Raw genomic sequence first — 19687 nt, 5'->3', positions numbered from 1 at the left:
GCCGTGGCGGTGCGGCCGTGGCGGTGCGGCCGGAGGTCAGCCGGCGCCGCCCGTCTCGGCGGCGATCCGGCCCGCCAGGCGCTCGTAGCGCTGCCGGGCGGCCTGGGAGGTGCCCAGCCCCAGCCCGAAGGCGATCTCCTGCCAGGTGAGACCGCGGCCCCTGGCCATCTGCAGGAGCCCCGCCTCGAGCTGGTCCATCTCCGCGCGGGCCAGCGGGATGAGGGTCAGGGCGGCGGTGATGTCGGCTTCGTCCACCTCCGGCTCACCCTCCTCCGGCAGGGCGGAGCCCGCGGCGAGGAAAGAGACGAGCCTGACGGCCTCGTGCGGGCCGAGCACCGACGGGTGGACCTGCCGGGAGCGCTGCTCCTCGGTGGCGGCGTGCCGGTCGGCGATGCGCGACAGCGCGGCGTAGACGCGGTGCGCCCGCGCCTGCCCCGGGTCCGGGGGTGTGAAGGGGTCGAGCGACTGCGGTGGCTGATCGGTATCGGAAGACATGCGACCAGCATGGCCGCGTCAACACTTCATTGTCAACGTATTGATTTAAACAATATGTTCAAAAGAGGGTGACGGTTCGATCCCCTCCGCCTCCGTCGCACCACCCAGACCGTCGCCCGGCCGGGTCCGTCCCGTGAGGCTCCCATCCGGCACACCGCTCGTCGCACCGTACGGCCATGCTCGTCACGGCGCGTCCACCACACCGTACGGCCACGCCCACCGGCCGGCCCGTCACGCCGTGCGGTCCCGTCCGATCCCGGTCACCGGGATGCCCGGGGTCCGCGGATGCGGGACGGGCGCGCCGAAGACGAACCAGACGATCTTCCCGCCGGTGGCCGGCCAGGTGACGCCCCAGCCGTCGGTCAGGACGCCGACGATCTGCAGGCCGCGCCCCCCGGTGGCCTCGTCGTCGGCCTCGCACACCCGGGGCGCCCCGGCCCCGGGGTCGAACAGCTCGCCGTACACGTGGCCGGTGCCGCAGCGCAGCCTGAGCGCGCATGCCGCGCCGCCGTGCCGCACCGCGTTGGTGACCAGCTCGCTGACGACGAGCACGCAGTCGTCCACCAGGTCTCCGGCTCCGGACAGGACCAGTTCGTCACGTACCAGGGAGCGCGCATCGCGCACGCTCGTGGGAGTCGCGGGCAGCAGGCGCTCGGCCGTGCGGGTGAACACCGTACGGGCGGACACCGCCCGGTGGGTCATGGCATGGGTGGCGGGTCCGTGAGCGGCGGGCTCATGAGCGGCGTGGGTGGCGGATCCGTGAGCGGACGCCGGGCCGAGCGGCTCGACGCACGAGCTGGGCTGGAGGGTCACCTGCTTCTCCTCTGTGTGGGAGCGCTCCCACAATCCAATGTAGAGGAGATGACCGGCTTATGTGAACTGATTGCGACACAACTGTTTCGTCCAGTTCTCATTTCCTCGCCGGGCATGCCGGACCCGCCGGTCGCGGGCGGGCCCACCGGACCCACCGGACCCGCCGGATCCGCCCGCGACCGGCGGGCGGGCCCGGAGCGGGCGGGCGGGCCCGGAGCAGGCGGGGTCAGGAGAGCGCCGGCGCAGGAGAGCCGGCGGGTTCAGGAGAGCCGGCGGGTTCAGGGAAGCTGCGGCAGGACCTTCGCCCCGAAGGCGTCGATGAACGCCTCCTGTTCCTGGCCCACATGGTGCAGATAGACCTGGTCGAAGCCCAGCTCCACGTACTCGCCGATCCGGGCCGCGTGCCATCCCAGGTCCGCCGAGACGTTGACCGACTCGGTCACCTTCGACGGCGGTACCTCCTCGGTGACCATGTCGAACAGCTCGGCGGTGTCGATGTCCCAGCTCGCCGGCGGGCCGAAGACGTTGCTCCGCCACTGGTCGTGGGCGATCGCCAGCGCCTCGTCGTCGGTCTCGGCCCAGCTCAGGTGGACCTGCAGGACCGCCTTGCCCTTCCCCCCGGCGTCCCGGTAGGCGCCGAGGACCTCGCGCAGCGTCTCCAGGGGGGCGTTCACGGTGATCAGCCCGTCGGCCCAGTCCGCGCACCACCGGGCGGTCTTCGCGCTCACCGCCGCCCCGAACAGCTCCGGCGGGACCTCCGGCCTGGTCCACAGCCGGGCCCGGTCCACGGTGACCAGGCCGTCGTGGCTGACCTCCTCGCCCGCCAGCAGCGCCCGGATGACGTCGACGCACTCCCGCAGCCGCGCCGTACGGACGTCCTTGCGCGGCCAGCGGTCGCCGGTGATGTGCTCGTTGCTCGCCTCCCCGGTGCCCAGCGCCGCCCAGAACCGCCCGGGGAACATCGCCCCCAGCGTGCCGATCGCCTGGGCGATGATCGCCGGGTGGTAGCGCTGGCCGGGGGCGTTGACCACGCCGAATGGAAGGCTCGTGGCCTGCAGGGCGGCGCCCAGCCAGGACCAGGCGAACCCGGACTGGCCCTGCCGCGTGCTCCAGGGCGAGAAATGGTCCGAGGACATCGCCGCCGCGAACCCCGCCTGCTCGGCCTGCGTCACCGCCTTCAGCAGCTCGGCCGGGTGGATCTGCTCGTGTGATGAATGGAAGCCATAGGTCGCCATGTCGCCCGGCTACCCGAACCCGGACGATTCACTCAGGACGGCACGTGACGGTCTCGTGCCCGTCACGCATGCTGGGGACGGAGGATCTTCAACGAGGAGGGAGTCCGGAGTGGACCCGAACGTGCCCCGGCTGATGTGGCAGTTGCTGGAGCCCCTGCACGCCGTCACCTACTTCGCGCCGGAGGCGCGGGCGGCGGCCGACGCGGCCGGCCTGCGCGGTTTCTGGATGGGTTACTTCGCGACCCGGGCGGCCCCGCTCGGCGCGGTGGGCCCGGAGGTGGTCACCGCCGCCTTCCACGGGTTCCCGCCCGCCCGGGTGGCCAGGGCGCTGCCGGACGCCTGGGGGTTCGCGTCCCCGGACGCCGTGCTCCGGGCCCGTATGGACGGGGCGGGGGCCGCGCTGCGACGGCTGCTCACGGACGCGACGGCGCCGGGGGCCCCGGAACCGCCGGACGCCGTGGAGGGACCGGGTGGCGGGGAGGAGCCGGGCGCCCCGCGGGCGGGTTCGCCGCCGGACGGCCTGGAGGAGGCCGGTTCGCTCGCCTGGGAGGCGGCCCGCCGGGCCGACACCGCCGGGCGGGTGCTCGCCGCGGCGAACCAGGCCGTTCCCGAGCCGGAGGATCCGTACCTGCGGCTGTGGCAGGCGGCGACCACGCTACGCGAGCACCGCGGCGACGGGCATGTCGCCGTCCTCGTCGCCGGTGGCGTGTCCCCGGTCGAGGCCCACCTCCTCAAGATCGCCGCGACCGAGGCCGACGCGGACGGGCTCCGCCTGGCCAGGAAGTGGGACGAGGCGGAGTGGGACGCGGCGCTCGGCTCCCTGCGGGCGCGGGGGTGGCTGGACGGCGGGGGCCGCCTGACCGGGGAGGGCGCGCGGGAACGCGACCGGATCGAACGGCTGACCGACGAGGCCGCGGCCGGTCCCTGGCGGGCGCTGGGCGGGGAGTCCACCTCCGCGCTCGCCCGGCTGCTGTGGCCGCTGGCGTCCGCGGTGATGGGGTCGGGCACGTTCCCGGTGCCGAACCCGGTCGGCATGCCGTGGCCGCCCGAACCGGTGGACGGCCTGACCGGCGGCCCGGCGGACGACCGGGCTCCGTGACACCCCGGCTCATGACTTCGGCCCCATGGCCCTCGGAACCGCGCCTCCCGGACCCGCGGCGCCGGGCTCGGCCGCCCCTTCTCGGAGGGCGGGCGGGGCCGTCAGCCGCGGGTCCGCGCGCTCGCCAGGGAACGGGCGACGTCCGTGTCGATGGCGAAGAAGGTGTAGAGGTCCGTGATCTGCAGCAGCCGCTCCAGGTGGCCGCTCACCCCGGCCAGTCGCAGCCAGCCGCCCGCCTCGTAGGTCGTGTTCACCCCGCTCAGGAAGGTCCGCAGGCCGGTGGAGTCGCAGAAGGTGACGCCCTCGACGTCGAGGATGATGTGCGCCTGCCCGCCGGAGACCAGGCGGTCCACGGCGCCTCTGAGCAGCGGGCTGGAGGTCCGGTCGATGTCGCCGGTGACGGTGACCACGGCGCAGCCCGCGTCATGATGGTGGGAGACGTCGACGAACAGCTCTCTACTCATCGTCATCCACTCATTCCACGCGGCTGAGGTGCCACCCGCGCCGGTAGCCGGCCAGTGATCAAGGTATACCCCCGGCGCCGAGTCGCCCGGGCGACGCTCAGGAGACATGTGCGTAACGGCCACTCCTGCGCCGCTCGTCCTGGACCGCGGGTGGACGGGTCAGCCCACGTGGACGATGGGACGGCGTTCCACGTCGGGCTCGGCCTGGCGCAGGACCTCCCGGGTGAGCGGCGCCACGTCGCCCCCGCCGAACACCAGGTAGCGCAGCAACGCGCCGACCGGGTTGCCCTCCGCCCAGTGGAAGTAGACGTGCGGCAGCTTGCCGGTCCTGTCGCGCAGGTGGAGCAGAACGGCGGCGATCGCGTTGGCCACGGAGGCGCTCTCCACCCGCAGGACGCGGAAGCCGTGCCGTTCCTCGCCCTTCACGCACACCTCGGAGGCGAACTCCGACGCGTCCGGCACCGTGATCTCCAGGAAGACGGCCTTCTCGGCGCTGCGCAGCCGGTGGCGCTGCCACGCCTCGCGGGCCTTGTCGACGTACTCCTTCTTGTCGCGGGCGTGCGGCTCGTTGGCGATGAGGTGGATGTCCCCGCACTCGTTGATGAAGCGCAGGGCCGTCTCGTCCAGGTCGACGCGGGTGACGCGCAGCTCGGTCGAGCGGGTCGCCCGGGAGACCAGCGAGGTGACGACGATCGCCAGGACGAAGAACAGCGCGATCACCAGGCCGTCGGGACGTTCGATCATGTTCGCCGCCGTCGCGTAGAGGAGGACCAGCGTGATGAACCCGAACGGCGCCGCGGCCCTCCTCCGTCCCTTCTTCCAGAGCGACAGCGTGACGGCGACCGCCGCCGACAGGATCAGCGCCAGCACGCCGGTGGCGTAGGCGCCGCCCTGAGACTCGACGTCGGCGCCGAAGAACAGGGTGATCACGAAGGAGACGGCGGTGAAGACCAGCACCATCGGGCGGGCCGCGCGCGACCAGTCGGGGGCCATGCCGTACCGGGGGAGGTAGCGCGGCACGATGTTGAGCAGGCCCGCCATCGCCGAGGCTCCGGCGAACCACAGGATCGCGATCGTGCTGACGTCGTAGGCGGTGCCGAACCACTCGCCGAGGTAGGCGTGGGCCAGGTAGGCCAGGGCGCGGCCGTTGGCCCCGCCGCCGGGGGCGAACTCCTTCGCCGGGATCAGCACGGTGGTGGCGAAGCTGGAGGCGATGAGGAAGACGCTCATCACGAGCGCGGCCGTGGTCAGCAGCTTCCTCGCGCCGTGGATCCGCTTCTTCAGGTCGCCCTCGACCAGGGGCATCACCGCGACGCCCGTCTCGAACCCGGACAGTCCAAGGGCCAGTTTGGGCATCACGTAGAGCGACACGGCGACCATCGCGATCGGGCTGGAGTGGTCGGCGGTGAGCGCCGACCACCAGTTCACGACCAGGCCGGGCGTACCGGCCACGTGCGTCAGGGCGACGGCCAGCACGACCACGTTGAAGGCGAGGTAGACGCCGACCAGCACGACCGCGATGGAGATCGCCTCGCTGAACCCCATGAGGAACACCAGGCCGAGCAGGGCGATCAGCACCAGTGTGACCGGCACCTGCCAGCCCTGGAACACCGCCGGGACGAACGGGTTGTGCAGGACGTGGGCGGTGGCGTCGGCCGCCGACAGGGTGATCGTCACGATGAACGCGGTGGCGACGAACCCCAGCAGGAACAGCACGAGCAGCTTGCCGGGCCAGCCGGGCAGGAGGCGTTCCAGCATGGACAGCGAGCCCAGGCCGTGCGGGCTCTCCTTGGCGACCGCCCGGTAGGTCGGCAGCGCGCCGAACAGCGTCAGCGCGACCAGCAGCAGCGTCGCGACCGGGCTGAGCGTTCCGGCGGCGAGCGCGGCGATGCCCGGCTGGTAGCCGAGGGTGGAGAAGTAGTCGACGCCGGTCAGGCACATGACCTGCCACCAGCGGTGCTGCCGGTGCGGCGTCTCCTCGTGATGCGGGCCCGGCGTCTTCAGGTCGGCGCGGTGCAGGCCCTGCAGCAGCCACCTGCGGACCCCCGACCCGGTGTCCGGCGAGGCGGACGTGGTCACCCTGTCTCCTTGCGCTTGGTGAGCGTTGCGTCTCCGATGGCGGAGAGGGCCGGCCTCCGGCACGCCCACGAGTCCTGAACGGTTCCGTCCCGCCTCCCTATGCCCCGGTACGGGGTGAGAACGCCCATCCGTGCCACACGAGACGGCCGGGGCCATCGTGGCCCCGGCCGTCTCATCTTCCACCTGGCCGCGCCGCGCCGTCACCCCGCCCAGGGGTACGGCCGGCCGCCGGTGTCGCGGCGGATCAGCCGAACGGCAGCCGCACCGGCGACGTGTCGCCCGCGCCGAGGGTGGTGGCGCCGTTGCCGATGGCGTTCCAGACCTCGACCTTCACCGTGCCGCCGGCGAGGTCGCCGTACGCCCCGGACGACGACAGCAGCCCTGCCGCCTGGGTGTAGTGCTCCCACCCGGCCAGCGGGTCGGTGGCGAAGTAGCGGTAGGTCTCCACCCTGTCCCAGGTCCCGTTCCCGGTGAGGTCGTAGGAGATCCTGAGCTGGGTGCCGTTGCCGACCGTGGTCCCGGCGTCCACGGAAAGGTCGAAGGCGGTCGTGCCGCCGTTGTAGGCGGCGGTCAGGCCGGTCGCGGTGAAGACCCGCGCGTTCGCCGGGGCGCCGTCGTGGTTGACGCCGCCGGCCGAGGCGATCGTGACGGCGCCCGCCGCACCCTTGGCGCCCGGGAGCGTCCCGTCCGCCTGCGGGTACCGGGTCGCGGTGAAGGGGGCGACGGTCACCGTCGGGGTCGGGGTGGGGGTGATGGTCGGCGTGATGGTCGCCGTGGGGGTGATCGTCGGGGTCACGGTCGCCGTCGGGGTGGCGGTCGGGGTGACGCCGCCGTCCGCGTCGCCGCCGCTCCAGTTCCGGGCGCCCGAGGCGACCGTCCTGCCCGCCGGCACGGTGAGCCGGGTGCCGTTGGAGAAGGTCACCGTCATGTCGGTGCCGGTGATGTTGGACGCCACGTAGGTGCGGGCGCCGTTCTTGCTGAACACCTTGGCCAGCGGGTGGTCGGCGACGACGGTGGCGTCCACCGTGCCGAGCGCCGCGAGGTTGCGGATCCAGTGGAAGGTGTGCGCCCTGCTCTCGCCCTCCTCGGGGGTGTAGCCGGGCGCCGCGCGGAGCTTGGCCAGCGCGGTGTCGCCGTCGCCGAGCGCGAGGTACTCCCACAGGATGTCCTGCCACACCGTGGGCTCTCCCCCGTTGTTCCTGACCACCTCGTCGTAGTTGCGGCGCACGTAGCCGGGGTCGTCGCCGAGGTAGAAGTGGCCGCCGGTGATCGGGAGCATGTTGATGCCCTGGATCATCTCCGGCTCGGCGCTGAACCAGGTGGCGTAGGCGCCGCCGTCGCCCCAGACCATGCCGACGGCGCCGTGCCCGAACTCCTTGGGGAAGTTCTGGTCGCGGGTGTCGAACCAGTACTCCTTGATCGCCTCCGCCTGGGTCGTGTAGATGTAGACGCCCGCGTCGCGGACGGCGGTGTCGCCGGTGGCCTGGCCCCACTGGATGAGGGCGTTGGCGAAGTTCATGCCCTCGGACGAGGACTCCTGGTTGTTGCCCGCGACGAACGCCCCGTGGCCCGACGCCCAGTCGTGGCCGGCGTAGATGTCGAAGTCACGCAGGTAGGGGAAGCGCTCGTCACCGCGGTCGTAGTTGTTGGCGTCTCGGATCAGCAGGTCCACCATGCCGCCGTACCGGCTCTTCTTCGCCCAGGCCGGCTGGAACTTGGCGAGGGTCGCCGCGGCGGCGATGTAGTAGCCGTAGTGGAAGTGGTGGTCGTTGAGTTCGGTGTCGGAGCCGTAGGAGGCGGGGTAGCCGATCAGCGTGCCCCAGTTGCGGTCGTAGTAGAAGACGCGGGAGGTCTTGCCCGCGGTGGCGGTGAACCAGTCCTCCATGCGGGCGCGGATGGCGGTCAGCGCCGTGTCGCGGACCGAGGTGAGGCCGAGCTGGTCGGCGATCTCCGCGATCCGGGCGGCGCGGCCCAGGCCCTTGCCGGTCCAGTAGGTGTCGTCGCCCCGGATCGCCATCGGGTCGCCGAGCTCGGCGTTGAGGTATCCGGTGATCGCGGTGAGGTCGGCGCCCGAACCGTCGGCGACCGCGGGCACCTCGGGCAGCACACCGGTGTAGGTCATCGTCGTCCTGAACCCCGTCCCGGTGATGATCTTCATCGGTCCGCGCGCCGAGGCGTAAGTGGGAGTGAGCGGGGTCGAGCCGGTCAGGTGGTTCCACTGGTGCGGGTACAGGGCGATGACGGTGCCCTTCTCCGTGCCCTGCCTGGCCGTGGTGGTGAAGCCGTACGTCGTGCTGACCGTGCCGTTCGACGGGTCGTACGCGTAGGAGACGCGGGTTCCGGTGACGTGCGCGTGCGCGTACCGGGCGTAGGTGGCGGCGAGCGCCGCCTTGTCCTGGACGTCGGGCAGCACCGCCACCGAGAAGAAGCCCTTGCCGGCGAGGGAGGAGGTGATCGCCGCGCCGTTGACGGTCCAGGTCGCTCCTTGCGGGGCGTAGGCGACGTAGTCGCTGCCGCCCACGGTGAATCCGATCATGGAGCCGTCGTTCGACCAGACCGCGGGGGCGCCGGCGGTGCCGTTGATCCGCGCGTCACCGCCGGTGACCTGGAAGTAGGTGAACGGCAGGCCGTGGCCGATGGTCGCCTTCATCGTCCGGGTCCCGTCGCTCCAGTACGGCGTGACGGTCCAGTCGCTCCAGCCGTCCACCTTGACGTCGGGGGAGCTCATCCCGGTGACGCCGACCCGGATGTCCTCGCTGTAGGCGTACTTGTACTCCCCGACGCCGGTCGCCGTGCCGGTGATCGCCGTCGGCTTGGAGCCGTAGGAGAAGCCGAGGCCGTCGGCGAAGGTGTCGTAGGAGGCCGGGTGGGCGTGCAGGGGGGTGCCGTAGGAGCAGTCGTCCCGCTTGAAGAGGATCGAGGACCACCAGTCGTTGGTGGGGACGGCCCCCTTGGGGGCGTTGGCGGTCACCCAGCGGCGCGGGTTGGTGGAGAGGTCGGCGCAGCCGGTCGGCAGGGGACGGCCGGCGGGCAGCGTGTCGGCGTAGCCGCCGGCGCCCACGGTGGCCGCCTCGGCGGGACGCGCCGCGCCGAGCCCGGCGCCGAGGCCGAACACGCCGGCCAGCAGCGTGACGGCCGTGAGCGTGGCCAGGGCCCGTCGGCGGGCGGGGCCTCTTCGAGGGGGACGGGACGTGTCCGGCTTCACGGCATGGGTCGGTTGATCCATGGGGGTGCCTCCAGGGGAGGGGTCGGATCTGGAGTGGTGCGGCTGAGAGAGCGCTCTCACAGCGGAAGTTAGTCAGCCGCCCGGCCCTCGTCAATGTTTCGCCGCGATTACCCCGGAATGAATTTTCTTCGCCCCTACAACCGAGCTAATCGCTGACGGGAACTCCTTCATCCGCACACCGGGAAACTGACAGGTCGCCTGACCGGTGGCACGAACAGCCGTCCGATATCTTGAGAGCGCTCTCCCGATAACGCCAGGCAGGCCGGGCCGCACCCTCATCCCGCGTCGGCGCGGAGAGCGCGGATCCGCGCGCCGCAACTGGCGGAGGGGCCACAGAATCATGACTGGACACGGAGAGTGATTGCTCGTTTACTTTGTGTGTTCACTCCGGCACCCCCTGCTTCAGGAGGAATCATGCGGCACGGAAAACTCATGGCCATCGCCCTCGCGACCGTCACCGGCTGCGCGGGCCTGGCAGCGGCGGCGGCCTCCCCGGCCACCGCCACCGTCGACACCGCCGCCAGCTCGGCGGCCGACTTCACCGGCTACCAGATCGTCAAGCTCCCCAACGCCAACGTCCCCAACTTCACCCGCCGCGTGGTCCGGTGCCCCGACGGCAAGCGGGCGGTCGGCGGCGGCGCCGAGGCGCAGGGCGCGGACGCGATCCTCGTCGGTTCCTTCCCGACCGACGACGGCACCGGCTGGATCGGCCTCGGCCGACAGAACCGCTACGGCGACGTCGGCATCAGCGTCTACGCGATCTGCGCCAACGTCAGCTGACCCGCCTCCCCCACTCTGGCCAGACCTCCCCCGGGTCTGGCCAGAGCCCTGTCCGGGTCCGGGCGGCACCGGCCACCGGCACCGCTTCGGGGCGGGTCAGCCGTGGGATCCGGCGTCGTACGGCGAGCGCCGCTGCAACAGCAGCAGCCACGCCATGGACGGCAGGACCAGCAACGCGCCCACGGCGAGCACGAGAAGCGTGGCGCCGAGCACCGACCGGGTGGCGGCGGCCTGGTAGACGGTCAGGCCGGGCGGCAGCATCGCGGGATACTGCGCGACCGGCCACCCCCACAGCACCGCCGTGACGGCCAGCGCGGCGGTGACCCGGACGAGCAGGAAACGCCTGCGCCACAGCAGGACCAGGGAGACCAGGCCGAGCACGGCGCTGCCCACCACCAGCGGCAGCGCCCGATGGATGAGCCCGCCGAACAGCCGGGGCGCGTCCCAGCGCAGCACGGCGACGCCGGCCAGCGCGACGGCGCCCACGACGAGGCCCGTCACCAGCGCCCGGCGCCGGAACCCCTCGGCCAGATCCGGCAGCCCGGCCCGCCGCGCGTCGTCGCACAGGTATACGGCGGCGAGGTAGACGCAGACGCCGACCGCGAGGACGCCGCCCAGCATCGAGGTGGGATTCACCCAGCTCGTCACGATGTTCCCGGCCCCCAGTCCCGGCGGGACGCGCCCGGAGGCGATCCCCCCGGCGACCGCGCCGAGGAAGAAGGGCGTCAGGAGCGAGGAGATCGCGAAGGCCGCGCCGAACAGGCGCTGCTGCCACGGCTCGGTGCTGGCCTTACGGAAGGCGAACGCGGCGCCCCTGGCGATGATGCCGAGCGCCACGAGCGTCAGCGGGATGTACAGGGTGGACATCACCGCGGCGAACGTGGCGGGGAAGGCGGTCCAGAGCACGACGAGCACGAAGATCAACCAGACGTGGTTGGCCTCCCACACCGGCCCGATCGTGTGCTCGATGAGTCTGCGCTGCGGCATGCCCGTCGTGGCGCGTCCGGCCAGCAGGTCGAGGACTCCGCCGCCGAAGTCGGCCCCGGCGAGCAGCGCGTACAGCGTCACACCGACCCACAGCACCACCAGCGTCGCCTGCACCAGGTCCACCGGGTCACCCCCGGTCCCCGGCCACGGGCGTCGCGCCCTGGGCGGGCTCCTCCGGCTCCTGGGGGGCATGCGCCCCCTTTCCCGCGGTCTCCGGCGTCCCGGAGTCGCGCGCCATGCGCCGCAGCACGTAGACGGTGGCGACGGTGAGGATCGCGTAGACCAGCAGGACGGCCGCGAATCCCGCCCACAGCCCCGGCACCGGATTGACGGCGTCGGCGGTGCGGAGCCTGCCGTACACCACCCAGGGCTGGCGGCCGACCTCGGTCACGATCCAGCCGGCCTCCACCGCGACCACGGCGGCCACCCCGGAGAGCGCGGCCAGGCGCAGGAACCACGGGGAACGCGGCAGGTCGCGCCGGCGCCACCAGGCCACGGCGAACCACACCGACAGCAGGAGCAGGAAGAACCCGATCCCCACCATCGCGTCGAAGGCCAGGTGGACCGGGTTGACCGGGGGCCGGTCGGCCGCCGGGACCATGTCGAGGCCGCGGACCACCGTGCCCGGGCTGTCACCGACCAGCAGGGACAGGCCGCTGGGGATCTCGACCGCGTAGTGCAACGCGCCGCCGGACTCGATGCCGCCGAGACTCAGTGGGGCATGCGAGCGGGTCTGGAAGAGTCCCTCCATCGCGGCGAGCTTGACGGGCTGGTACTCGGCCAGGAACCGGGCCGCGTAGTCGCCCACCACGATCTGGATCGGGGCGAAGACGGCGCCGAGCGCGAAGGGGATGGCGAAGCCGAGGCGGTGGTAGCGGTCGCGCCGCCCGCGCAGCAGCGCCACGGCGTAGACGGAGGCGACCGCGAAACCGGTCACCATGAACGCCGCCACGATCATGTGCAACGTCTGCGGCGGCGTGGCCGGGTTCATCATCGCGCGCCAGGGGTCGACGTCGCGGATCCGGCCGCCCTCCAGGGTGAAGCCGACCGGCTGGTTCATCCAGGCGTTGGCGGTCACCACGAAGAACGCCGAGGCCACCCCGGCGACCAGCACGGGCACCCCGCTCAGCAGGTGGAGCCGGGGCGACAGCCGGCCCCAACCGTAGAGGTAGACGCCGATGAAGATGGCCTCCAGGAAGAAGGCGTTGCCCTCCAGCGCGAAGGGAAGGCCGATCACCTCCCCGTAGACGCCCATCAGGCCCGGCCACAGCAGCCCCATCTCGAAGCTGAGAATCGTCCCGGAGACCGCTCCGACGGCGAACAGCACGCCCACCGCCTTGGCCCAGCGGCGGACCAGCCGCAGGTGGTCGTCGTCACCGGTGCGCAGGGCCCGCCACTCGGTGAACAGCAGCAGCGCGGGCATCCCCACCCCGAGACAGGCGAGCACGATGTGCCAGCCCAGCGAGAAGGCCATCTGTGTGCGCGCCGCGACCAGGTCGGCCGGGCTCGCGGGGCCGGCCGCCGCGGTCAGCGCCGGTACGGCGAGGCCGACGAGGCCGGTCACCCCGGGCGTCCCGGACACCGCGCCCCCTCCCCCCGCACGGCGGCCCCGCCGCTCCTCGCGCGCCCCCTGGCCGCCATGACGTTCTCCCAGGTCATGTGGGCCTCCATGTCCCCATGGGCCCCTCACCCACACCTGCCTCCCCCGGCTCGCCCAGCGGCAAACGATACGAAGCCGCGTTGGAGCCACCATGCGACGATCACTTTCCGTAGTGTTTGCATGGCAGAAAGTCATGAACCGCCGGGTGCCGCGGACCTGTACGGCACACCGCCTCCGGCGGAGGCCCCTACGGAGGAGAGAGCAGGATGAGAAAGGTCATCGCGTCGGTCTACACGACGCTGGACGGCTTCATCGACGACCCGCACCTCTGGTCGCTCAAGTACTGGACGGACGAGGCCGCCGCGTACTCCCATGACCAGCTCTTCGCGAGCGACGCGCTGCTGATGGGCCGCGTGACCTACGAGGGGTTCGCACTGGCCTGGCCCGGCAGGACCGGGGAGTTCGCCGACCGGATGAACGACATGCCCAAGTACGTGGTGTCCTCGACGCTGGACAAGGCCGACGAGTGGCACAACACCTCGGTCATCCCGGGCGGCGAGGTCACCGAGACGGTGGCCGAGCTGAAGCGGCGTCCCGGACGGCAGATGCTGATCTACGGCTGCGGCCGGCTCACCGACACGCTGATGGAGCACGGCCTCCTCGACGAGTACCGGATCTGGGTCCACCCGCGGATCCTGGGCAGAGGAAGGCGCCTGTTCCGGGAGGGCACCGACGCCCGGCTGAGGCTCCTCGACACGCTGAGGTTCGACTCGGGCGTCGTCGTCCTCTCCTACGCCCCGCAGGACCCCTCCCCCACGACCTGACCGCCGCACGACGGACCCGCCGCCCCGGCTCCGCCGGATTGACCTCGACTTTGGTCGAGGTTGCAGGCTGATCTCGGCACTTCCACCGAGAAAAGAGTTCTTCCATGATTCTGGTAACCGGGGCGACCGGCAACGTCGGCGGGCACGTCGTGTCCCAGCTTCTGGGCAGGGGCGTCGCCGTACGCGCGCTGACCCGCGATCCCGCCGGGGCGGCCCTGCCGGACGGCGCCGAGGCGGTGCGGGGCGATCTGGCCGACCCCGCCTCCCTGGACGCCGCGCTGGACGGGGTGGAGGCGGTGTTCCTGCTCTGGCCCACGCTGGCGGCCGACCACGCCGCCGAGGCGGCCGTGGAGAAGATCGCCGGGCGGGCGCGCCGCGTGGTCTACGTCTCGGCGCGGGGCGTGTCCGACGACCTGGAGCGCGCGCCGGGCTCGATCCTGGGCTCCCACGCCTACCTGGAGCGCCTGATCAGGGGGACCGGCGTGGAGTGGACGTTCCTGCGTCCCGGCGGGTTCGCGGTGAACACCCTGCTGTGGGCTCCGGAGATCCGCGCCACGGGCGTGGTCCGCAGGTCCCACGGGGCGGCGGGACGGGCGCTGATCCATGAGCGGGACATCGCGACCGTCGGGGTGCTCGCGCTGACCGGGGACGGCCACACCGGGGCGGCCTACGAGCTGACCGGGCCGGAGACCCTGACCCAGGCCGAGCAGGTCGCGGCCATCGGGGAGGCGATCGGCCGCCCGGTGCGCTGGGAGGAGGTCCCCCCGGAGAACACGCTCCGGGACCTCGTCGCGGGCGGCATGCCGGCCGCCATGGCCGAGGGCATCGTCGCCGCCCACGGCGCCATGGTGACGTCACCGGAGACGACCACCGCCACGTTCGAGAAGGTCACCGGGGTTCCGGCGACGCCGTTCCCGCGGTGGGCGATCGACCACGCCGACGACTTCCGCTGACGCCGTTCCCCGCGGCACCGGCGACACGGGGCCGGGAACGGCGAGGAGCCGCTGACCTCGAGAGTCGGAAATGACGAAGAAAGCCCAGGTCGGCGATGCCGACCTGGGCTTTCCTTCCGTGCGCCGCCAGGGACTCGAACCCCGGACCCGCTGATTAAGAGTCAGCTGCTCTAACCAACTGAGCTAGCGGCGCCCGACTCGACAAGACTACCGGACCCACGGCAGTGGTCCGTACCCGAAATGACCCATCCCGTCCGTCGCCGCCGGTTCGGAGGAGCCGCACGCCCCGGACCCGCGCCGGTAAGCGCCCCCTCACTCCGAGGAGATATTTCGCCGCCCGGCATCGATCGGCATGCCCGCGTCGCCGTACGCCCATCCCCTGGTCGACGCCGATGATCCTTTCTCCCGGCCGGGGCAAGCCGTTCCCCCGGTTCCCCCGGACGCCGCCGGGTCTCGTTTAGGTCTCGTTTCCGGGGTAGCAGGGTGGAGTCCGGAGAACCGAACCGAAGGAGACAGACACCATGCAGCCTGATCTCTGGAACTACCGATCCGACGTCTACGGTGACGACAAGACCCTGGATCTCGCGGGTTACCACGTCGAGGCGACCGATGGGAAGATCGGCTCCGTAGACGAGGCGACCTACGAGGTCGGCGAGAGCTACATCGTCGTCGACACCGGCCCGTGGATCTTCGGCAAGAAGGTCATGCTTCCGGCGAGCACGGTGACCAGGATCGACCCGCAGGAGCGCAGGGTCTACCTGGCCCGCACCAAGGAAGAGATCAAGAACGCTCCGGAGTTCGACGAGGGGGCCTTCAAGGAGCCGGCCTACCGCCAGACGGTGGGCGACTACTACGGCCGCTTCCCCTACGACGGACCGGGCACCTTCTGACCGGCCACGGCGATACGCACGAGCAGGGGCCCCGCCTGACAGGCGGGGCCCCTGCTCGTGCGTACGGAGGTTCGCGTCGGGGGGTTCAGGGCCACGAAGGATCACCCGCGGCCTCGACGGGGCCGGGGATCACCCCCAGCCGCTCCAGCAGGGTCAGAAAGGTGGAGGCGTACGGCGAGACCTGGGCGACCGACGCCACGCGGTTCCAGTCGACCTGCTCACGCAAAGCTCTGACCTGCGGCAGGAGCGAACCATAGTCACAACTGTGCTCCGACAGCGGCAGGAGCCAGGAGATCACCAGATCGGTCGCCTCCAGGACCGGCACGATGACGGCCGAGGCCTTCATCTGCTCGGACCGCTCAAGCAGCTCCGGGGTGACCGGGTTGCCGCAGATGTTAAAGATCAGATCTACCAGCCTGCCCTCGTCGTACGCCTTGACCAGCCAGTCCTCCGGGGGTCTGGCCGTCTCGAAGCCCAGCTCGCGCAGCGCTTCCAGGGCCGTCGGCACGTCCTCCTGCGGCAGGACGAAGTCGACGTCGTGCAGCGAGGGCGCGGCCCCGCGGGCGTAGGCGGCACACCCGCCGGCGAGCGCGAACCTGACCTTCGCGTCCTTCAGCGCCGTGCTCGCCCGCTTCAACGTCTCCAGGATCGAATCCGTTACCTCATGGCTGTGACTTCCCATGGGACTCGCTTACCCCGTGTCTCCGCAGGTAGGCATGGCAATCCTTTACCAGGGCATTGGAATGTCATGATTCAGCCGGAATTTGCCGAAAAAGAGCCGATCGAGGATGACGCCAGGCCGGGAGAGAGCCACAAGGAACGGGTCGACCGCGAACTCGGGGAACTGTTGCAGGGACTCCGGGTCGCCGTCACGGGCGTCCAAGTTCTGTTCGCCTTTCTGCTGACCCTGCCGTTCGCCAGCGGCTTCCACAAGGTGGACTCGGTGGGCCGCTGGCTGTTCTTCATCGCGCTGCTGAGCGCCGCCCTCGCCTCCGTCTGCTTCATCACCCCCGCCGCCCAGCACCGCCTGCTGTTCCGGACCGGGCTGAAGGAGAGGATGCTGCACCGGGCCAACGAACTCGGCATCGCCGGGGCCGTCGGGCTCGCGATCGCGATGACCGCCTCGGTGGCGCTGGTCGCGGAGACCGTCATCAACGCCTGGCCGGCCGCGCTGTTCGGCGGTGCGATCGCCCTGTCCAGCGCGTGGCTGTGGATCCTCCAGCCCATTGTCGACCTTCGTCGCGGCAAGGATGTTAAGCCTTGAGACATGGGGGCAGTGCATTGTCATGGCTACCTTGCTCTGGATCATCGCAGTCGTTCTCGTCATCGCCGGGATCTACGTCATCCTGGCCCGTCGCGATCTCCTCTGGGGGATCGTCCTCATCGTCCTCGGCTTCCTGGTCGGCCCCGGGGGCGTGAGCATCTTCAATGTCTGATGCGGGCGAATGAGCCCGCGTACCGAACAACCGAACACGAAGTCGCCCCGAATTCGTAACAGAAGCCTCAGCGGGCCGGGTTCACACCCGGCCCGCTTCTTCTTTTCCCGGCTTCTCTCCCCGCCTTCTTTCCCCGCGGCCTTCTTCCCCGGCGGCGCCTTCTTTCCCCGGCGGCGGCCCTCCTCCCGGAGGCCGTACGGCCCGCGGTTTTCCGGAGAGGATCCTTTCCCGCGGGCCGTACGACTCGCCTCAGCGGCCGTACGGCCCGCCGCCGTCCACCGCCTCAAAGGCAGTACAGCCCGTAGGCGCGTTTCAGCACCGGCAGCGCCACGTTGCGAACCCGGACGCCGCCGGGCGTCTCCCCCTTCTCCGTGCCCGCGTGCGCGTGGCCGTGGATGATCAGGTCGGCGCCCTCCCCGTCCACCGCCTCGGCGAGCAGGTAGCTGCCGAGGAAGGGGTAGATCTCCAGGGGTTCGCCCTCAAGGGTGTCCTTGACCGGGGAGTAGTGCGACAGCACCACCTTGCGGTCGGCCTGGAGCTCCTTGAGCGCCACCCGCCAGCGCTCCGCGATCCGTTTGGTGTGCCCGACGAACGCCTTGATCTCGGGCTCGCCGAAGTCGCTGGCGCACTTGCCCGCGTACCCCCCGCCGAAGCCCTTGCCGCCGACCACGCCGAGCCGTACCCCGTCGATGTCGAGCACGACCGAGTCGTCGTGCAGGACGGTGATCCCGACGCTCTTCAGCAGAGCCGCGATCTCCGCGGGGACGTCGGAGTGGTGGTCGTGGTTGCCGAGTACGGCGACCACCGGGACCGGTAGATCGCGGAACTCGTCGGCGACCACCTGCGCCTCCTCGATCGTGCCGTGCCGGGTGAGGTCACCGGCCAGGAGCAGCACGTCGGCGTGGTCGGCGAGGTCGCCCAGCCTCTCGCGGTAGCGCCCCCGCATGCTCTCGTCCAGGTGCACGTCCCCGACAGCCGCGATCCGCAGCTCTCTCACAGCTCCTCCCTCTCCCCCGGTTCCCTGACGTCCATGACGGCGATCTCGTTGCGAACCGTCAGCCCGGGAGCCGCCTCGCCGGCCACGTCGGCGATCAGCCCGCGGCGCTCGTCACAGGAGACCTGACCGTGCAGGAAGAGCTGATCACCCCGGACGACCACGCGGATGCCCAGCTCGTGGGTCCTCTCGTCCTCCGCCAGCGCGCTCTGCACGCGCGCGGCGACGTACTGCGGAGCCTCCATCGCCTGAACTCCTTTCGTCCAAAACGCTCGCTTTCCCGAGAACGCCGAGGTCAAACGCGTTTAAAGATCCCATGACCAGGGAATTACCTCCGATTGGATGCCTAGGACGCAGGCACGTTCCTGTCGCGTTTCACCGCCGCGGAGCCGTGCCCATGAAGATCGCAATGGTGTCCGAACACTCCAGCCCTCTGGCGACCGTCGGCGGCGCCGACGCCGGAGGCCAGAACGTCCACGTCGCCGCCCTCTCCCGCGCGCTCGCCGAGCGGGGGCACGACGTCACCGTCTACACCCGCCGGGAGTGCCCATTCCAGCCCGCCGAGGTGGCCTTCGCCCCCGGCGTCACCGTGGTCCACGTACCGGCCGGTCCGGCCGTGACCCTGCCCAAGGACGACCTGCTGGCCTGGATGCCCGACTTCGGCCGATGGCTGGCCCTGCGCTGGCACGCGGCCCCTCCGGACATCGCGCACAGCCACTTCTGGATGAGCGGGCTGGCCTCGCTGGCCGCCGCGCGGGACACCGCGGTGCCGATCGTGCACACCTTCCACGCCCTCGGCACGGTCAAGCGACGCCACCAGGGGAAGGGCGACACCAGCCCGCGCGAGCGGGTGGGCGCCGAGACGCTCGTCGCCCGTCAGGCGGACGCCGTGATCGCCACCTGCGCCGACGAGGTCGCCGAGCTGGCCCGGATGCGGACGCCCGAGCGGGCGGTGCGGGTGGTCCCCTGCGGCGTCGACCTGACCGCGTTCACCCCGGACGGTCCCGGAGCGGACCTCGGCCCCCACGCCTCCAGGCCGGTTCTGCTGGCCATCGGACGGCCCGTGCCGCGTAAGGGGGTGGAGACCACGATCCGGGCGCTGCGGCAGGTCCCGGACGCCACCCTCGTCGTCGCCGGCGGCTCCTCCGGGGAGCCGGAGCCGGCCCGCCTGGCGCGGATCGCCCGCATGTACGGCGTGGCGGACCGCGTCCGGTTCATCGGCCGGGTGACCCGCGAGGACGTCCCGGCGTTGATGCGCGCGGCGGACGCGGTGGTCAGCGTCCCCTGGTACGAGCCCTTCGGGATGGTGCCGCTGGAGGCCATGGCCTGCGGGACGCCGGTGGTCGCCTCGGCGGTGGGCGGGCATCTCGACACGGTCGTCCCCGGTGTCACCGGCCTGCTGGTCCCGCCGCGTGACCCGGTCGCGCTCGGCCGTGCCCTGCGCGAGCTGCTCGCCCACCCGGCCCGGCTCGACGCGTACGGCGCCGCCGCGGCCGAGCGGGCGAGGTCCGGTTACGGCTGGGACGAGGTGGCGGGCCGTACCCTCGCGGTCTACGCCGAGGTGCTCACCTCGCGGGGCCGCAGCCGGAGGACCGCGGGCACGTTCCGGGGCACCGGAGCCGCCTGACGGCCGCGGGGACCGCGGGAGCGCGGAAGCCGCCCGACGGCCGCGGGCGGTTTCCGGGGCGCTGGCGGTTTCCGGGGCGCCGGCGCCGTCCGGCGGCCGGGAAGAACCCGGGAGCGCGGAAACCGCCCGACGTTCACGGGGAACACGGAAGCGCCCCGGCCGCACCAGTGGTCCGGTGCGGCCGG

General features: G+C 71.7%; 19 protein-coding genes and 1 tRNA gene. 8 read left to right on the top strand and 12 right to left on the bottom strand.

The genetic code is table 11. From position 1 onward, the window contains the following. Positions 1–36 precede the first annotated feature (36 nt). The 3 genes from ACFYSC_RS11735 to ACFYSC_RS11725 all read right to left on the bottom strand — a co-directional run bounded on the left by ACFYSC_RS11735 (position 37) and on the right by ACFYSC_RS11725 (position 2543). On the bottom strand, positions 37–495 hold the full coding sequence (locus ACFYSC_RS11735; protein WP_389960070.1) for a DNA-binding protein: 459 nt from the start codon (positions 493–495) through the stop codon (positions 37–39). 231 nt (positions 496–726) lie between these two features. Then, entirely contained in the window at positions 727–1308 is a 582-nt protein-coding gene (locus tag ACFYSC_RS11730) for an ATP-binding protein (RefSeq protein WP_389960067.1), read from the bottom strand. Between the two features lie 278 nt (positions 1309–1586). Further along, entirely contained in the window at positions 1587–2543 is a 957-nt protein-coding gene (locus ACFYSC_RS11725) for a TIGR03885 family FMN-dependent LLM class oxidoreductase (RefSeq protein ID WP_389960064.1), read from the bottom strand. A gap of 109 nt (positions 2544–2652) precedes the next feature. Here ACFYSC_RS11725 and ACFYSC_RS11720 point away from each other — a divergent pair, with 109 nt between their 5' ends. Beyond that, positions 2653–3642, top strand: a complete 990-nt coding sequence (locus tag ACFYSC_RS11720; RefSeq protein ID WP_389960061.1) for a hypothetical protein — start codon at positions 2653–2655, stop codon at positions 3640–3642. Positions 3643–3743: 101 nt separating this feature from the next. Here the strand turns inward: ACFYSC_RS11720 and ACFYSC_RS11715 are convergent, their stop codons facing one another. The 3 genes from ACFYSC_RS11715 to ACFYSC_RS11705 form a co-directional block, all read right to left on the bottom strand. Next, positions 3744–4112: an STAS domain-containing protein gene (locus ACFYSC_RS11715; protein ID WP_389960058.1), complete on the bottom strand. Its 369-nt coding sequence runs from the start codon at positions 4110–4112 to the stop codon at positions 3744–3746. A 153-nt stretch (positions 4113–4265) separates the two neighbouring features. Beyond that, on the bottom strand, positions 4266–6185 hold the full coding sequence (locus ACFYSC_RS11710; RefSeq protein WP_389960056.1) for an amino acid transporter: 1920 nt from the start codon (positions 6183–6185) through the stop codon (positions 4266–4268). Positions 6186–6429: 244 nt separating this feature from the next. Further along, complete coding sequence (locus ACFYSC_RS11705) at positions 6430–9411, bottom strand: glycosyl hydrolase (protein ID WP_389960053.1); 2982 nt, start codon at positions 9409–9411, stop codon at positions 6430–6432. A 414-nt stretch (positions 9412–9825) separates the two neighbouring features. Between ACFYSC_RS11705 and ACFYSC_RS11700 the strand changes: the two genes are divergently transcribed. Further along, complete coding sequence (locus ACFYSC_RS11700; protein ID WP_362932417.1) at positions 9826–10191, top strand: hypothetical protein; 366 nt, start codon at positions 9826–9828, stop codon at positions 10189–10191. Positions 10192–10287: 96 nt separating this feature from the next. Here the strand turns inward: ACFYSC_RS11700 and ACFYSC_RS11695 are convergent, their stop codons facing one another. Both ACFYSC_RS11695 and ACFYSC_RS11690 read right to left on the bottom strand, forming a co-directional pair. Further along, positions 10288–11301, bottom strand: a complete 1014-nt coding sequence (locus ACFYSC_RS11695; RefSeq protein ID WP_389960049.1) for a cytochrome d ubiquinol oxidase subunit II — start codon at positions 11299–11301, stop codon at positions 10288–10290. A gap of 4 nt (positions 11302–11305) precedes the next feature. Further along, positions 11306–12760 carry a cytochrome ubiquinol oxidase subunit I gene (locus ACFYSC_RS11690; protein WP_389960047.1) on the bottom strand — a complete coding sequence of 485 codons (1455 nt, stop codon included), beginning with the start codon at positions 12758–12760 and terminating at the stop codon, positions 11306–11308. Between the two features lie 284 nt (positions 12761–13044). On the opposite strand from ACFYSC_RS11690, the gene ACFYSC_RS11685 reads away from it, so the two are divergent. Together ACFYSC_RS11685 and ACFYSC_RS11680 are read left to right on the top strand one after the other, a co-directional pair. Continuing rightward, positions 13045–13602 (top strand): dihydrofolate reductase family protein, encoded by a 558-nt coding sequence (locus tag ACFYSC_RS11685; RefSeq protein ID WP_389960045.1) that lies wholly within the window; start codon positions 13045–13047, stop codon positions 13600–13602. 104 nt (positions 13603–13706) lie between these two features. Continuing rightward, positions 13707–14555 (top strand): NAD(P)H-binding protein, encoded by an 849-nt coding sequence (locus ACFYSC_RS11680; RefSeq protein WP_389960042.1) that lies wholly within the window; start codon positions 13707–13709, stop codon positions 14553–14555. Between the two features lie 119 nt (positions 14556–14674). On the opposite strand, the gene ACFYSC_RS11675 is transcribed toward ACFYSC_RS11680, so the two are convergent. After that, a tRNA-Lys gene (locus ACFYSC_RS11675) sits at positions 14675–14748 on the bottom strand. A gap of 328 nt (positions 14749–15076) precedes the next feature. Here ACFYSC_RS11675 and ACFYSC_RS11670 point away from each other — a divergent pair. Further along, a complete protein-coding gene (locus tag ACFYSC_RS11670; RefSeq protein WP_389960039.1) occupies positions 15077–15445 on the top strand; it encodes a PRC-barrel domain containing protein in 369 nt (122 codons plus the stop codon). 85 nt (positions 15446–15530) lie between these two features. On the opposite strand, the gene ACFYSC_RS11665 is transcribed toward ACFYSC_RS11670, so the two are convergent. Then, positions 15531–16082 carry a nucleotidyltransferase family protein gene (locus ACFYSC_RS11665; protein WP_389960037.1) on the bottom strand — a complete coding sequence of 184 codons (552 nt, stop codon included), beginning with the start codon at positions 16080–16082 and terminating at the stop codon, positions 15531–15533. Positions 16083–16193: 111 nt separating this feature from the next. Between ACFYSC_RS11665 and ACFYSC_RS11660 the strand changes: the two genes are divergently transcribed. Together ACFYSC_RS11660 and ACFYSC_RS11655 are read left to right on the top strand one after the other, a co-directional pair. Next, a complete protein-coding gene (locus tag ACFYSC_RS11660; protein WP_389960034.1) occupies positions 16194–16709 on the top strand; it encodes a DUF6328 family protein in 516 nt (171 codons plus the stop codon). 22 nt (positions 16710–16731) lie between these two features. Next, positions 16732–16881: a GPGG-motif small membrane protein gene (locus ACFYSC_RS11655; RefSeq protein WP_175593845.1), complete on the top strand. Its 150-nt coding sequence runs from the start codon at positions 16732–16734 to the stop codon at positions 16879–16881. 283 nt (positions 16882–17164) lie between these two features. Here ACFYSC_RS11655 and ACFYSC_RS11650 read toward each other — a convergent pair whose 3' ends face one another. Next, complete coding sequence (locus tag ACFYSC_RS11650; RefSeq protein ID WP_389960031.1) at positions 17165–17878, bottom strand: metallophosphoesterase; 714 nt, start codon at positions 17876–17878, stop codon at positions 17165–17167. Beyond that, positions 17875–18120, bottom strand: coding sequence for a BON domain-containing protein (locus ACFYSC_RS11645; protein ID WP_389960029.1), 246 nt, complete (start codon positions 18118–18120; stop codon positions 17875–17877). Before ACFYSC_RS11645 ends, ACFYSC_RS11650 begins: the two co-directional genes overlap by 4 nt. Before the next feature lie 152 nt (positions 18121–18272). Between ACFYSC_RS11645 and ACFYSC_RS11640 the strand changes: the two genes are divergently transcribed. Further along, positions 18273–19502, top strand: coding sequence for a glycosyltransferase (locus ACFYSC_RS11640; protein ID WP_389960026.1), 1230 nt, complete (start codon positions 18273–18275; stop codon positions 19500–19502). The last annotated feature ends 185 nt before the right edge of the window (positions 19503–19687 follow it).

Source organism: Streptosporangium sp. NPDC004379 (assembly GCF_042873875.1).
In the GTDB taxonomy this organism is placed as follows: Bacteria; Actinomycetota; Actinomycetes; order Streptosporangiales; family Streptosporangiaceae; genus Streptosporangium.
This window is presented reverse-complemented; position numbering and strand designations above follow the sequence as displayed.

Bases quoted from the DNA above. Each gene is read 5' to 3' on its own strand.
- ACFYSC_RS11680 (WP_389960042.1), top strand. From the start codon at position 13,707: ATGATTCTGGTAACCGGGGCGACCGGCAACGTCGGCGGGCACGTCGTG.
- ACFYSC_RS11700 (WP_362932417.1), top strand. From the start codon at position 9,826: ATGCGGCACGGAAAACTCATGGCCATCGCCCTCGCGACCGTCACCGGC.
- ACFYSC_RS11655 (WP_175593845.1), top strand. From the start codon at position 16,732: ATGGCTACCTTGCTCTGGATCATCGCAGTCGTTCTCGTCATCGCCGGG.
- ACFYSC_RS11715 (WP_389960058.1), bottom strand. From the start codon at position 4,112: ATGACGATGAGTAGAGAGCTGTTCGTCGACGTCTCCCACCATCATGAC.
- ACFYSC_RS11670 (WP_389960039.1), top strand. From the start codon at position 15,077: ATGCAGCCTGATCTCTGGAACTACCGATCCGACGTCTACGGTGACGAC.
- ACFYSC_RS11705 (WP_389960053.1), bottom strand. From the start codon at position 9,411: ATGGATCAACCGACCCATGCCGTGAAGCCGGACACGTCCCGTCCCCCT.
- ACFYSC_RS11685 (WP_389960045.1), top strand. From the start codon at position 13,045: ATGAGAAAGGTCATCGCGTCGGTCTACACGACGCTGGACGGCTTCATC.
- ACFYSC_RS11725 (WP_389960064.1), bottom strand. From the start codon at position 2,543: ATGGCGACCTATGGCTTCCATTCATCACACGAGCAGATCCACCCGGCC.
- ACFYSC_RS11735 (WP_389960070.1), bottom strand. From the start codon at position 495: ATGTCTTCCGATACCGATCAGCCACCGCAGTCGCTCGACCCCTTCACA.
- ACFYSC_RS11640 (WP_389960026.1), top strand. From the start codon at position 18,273: ATGAAGATCGCAATGGTGTCCGAACACTCCAGCCCTCTGGCGACCGTC.
- ACFYSC_RS11645 (WP_389960029.1), bottom strand. From the start codon at position 18,120: ATGGAGGCTCCGCAGTACGTCGCCGCGCGCGTGCAGAGCGCGCTGGCG.
- ACFYSC_RS11660 (WP_389960034.1), top strand. From the start codon at position 16,194: ATGATTCAGCCGGAATTTGCCGAAAAAGAGCCGATCGAGGATGACGCC.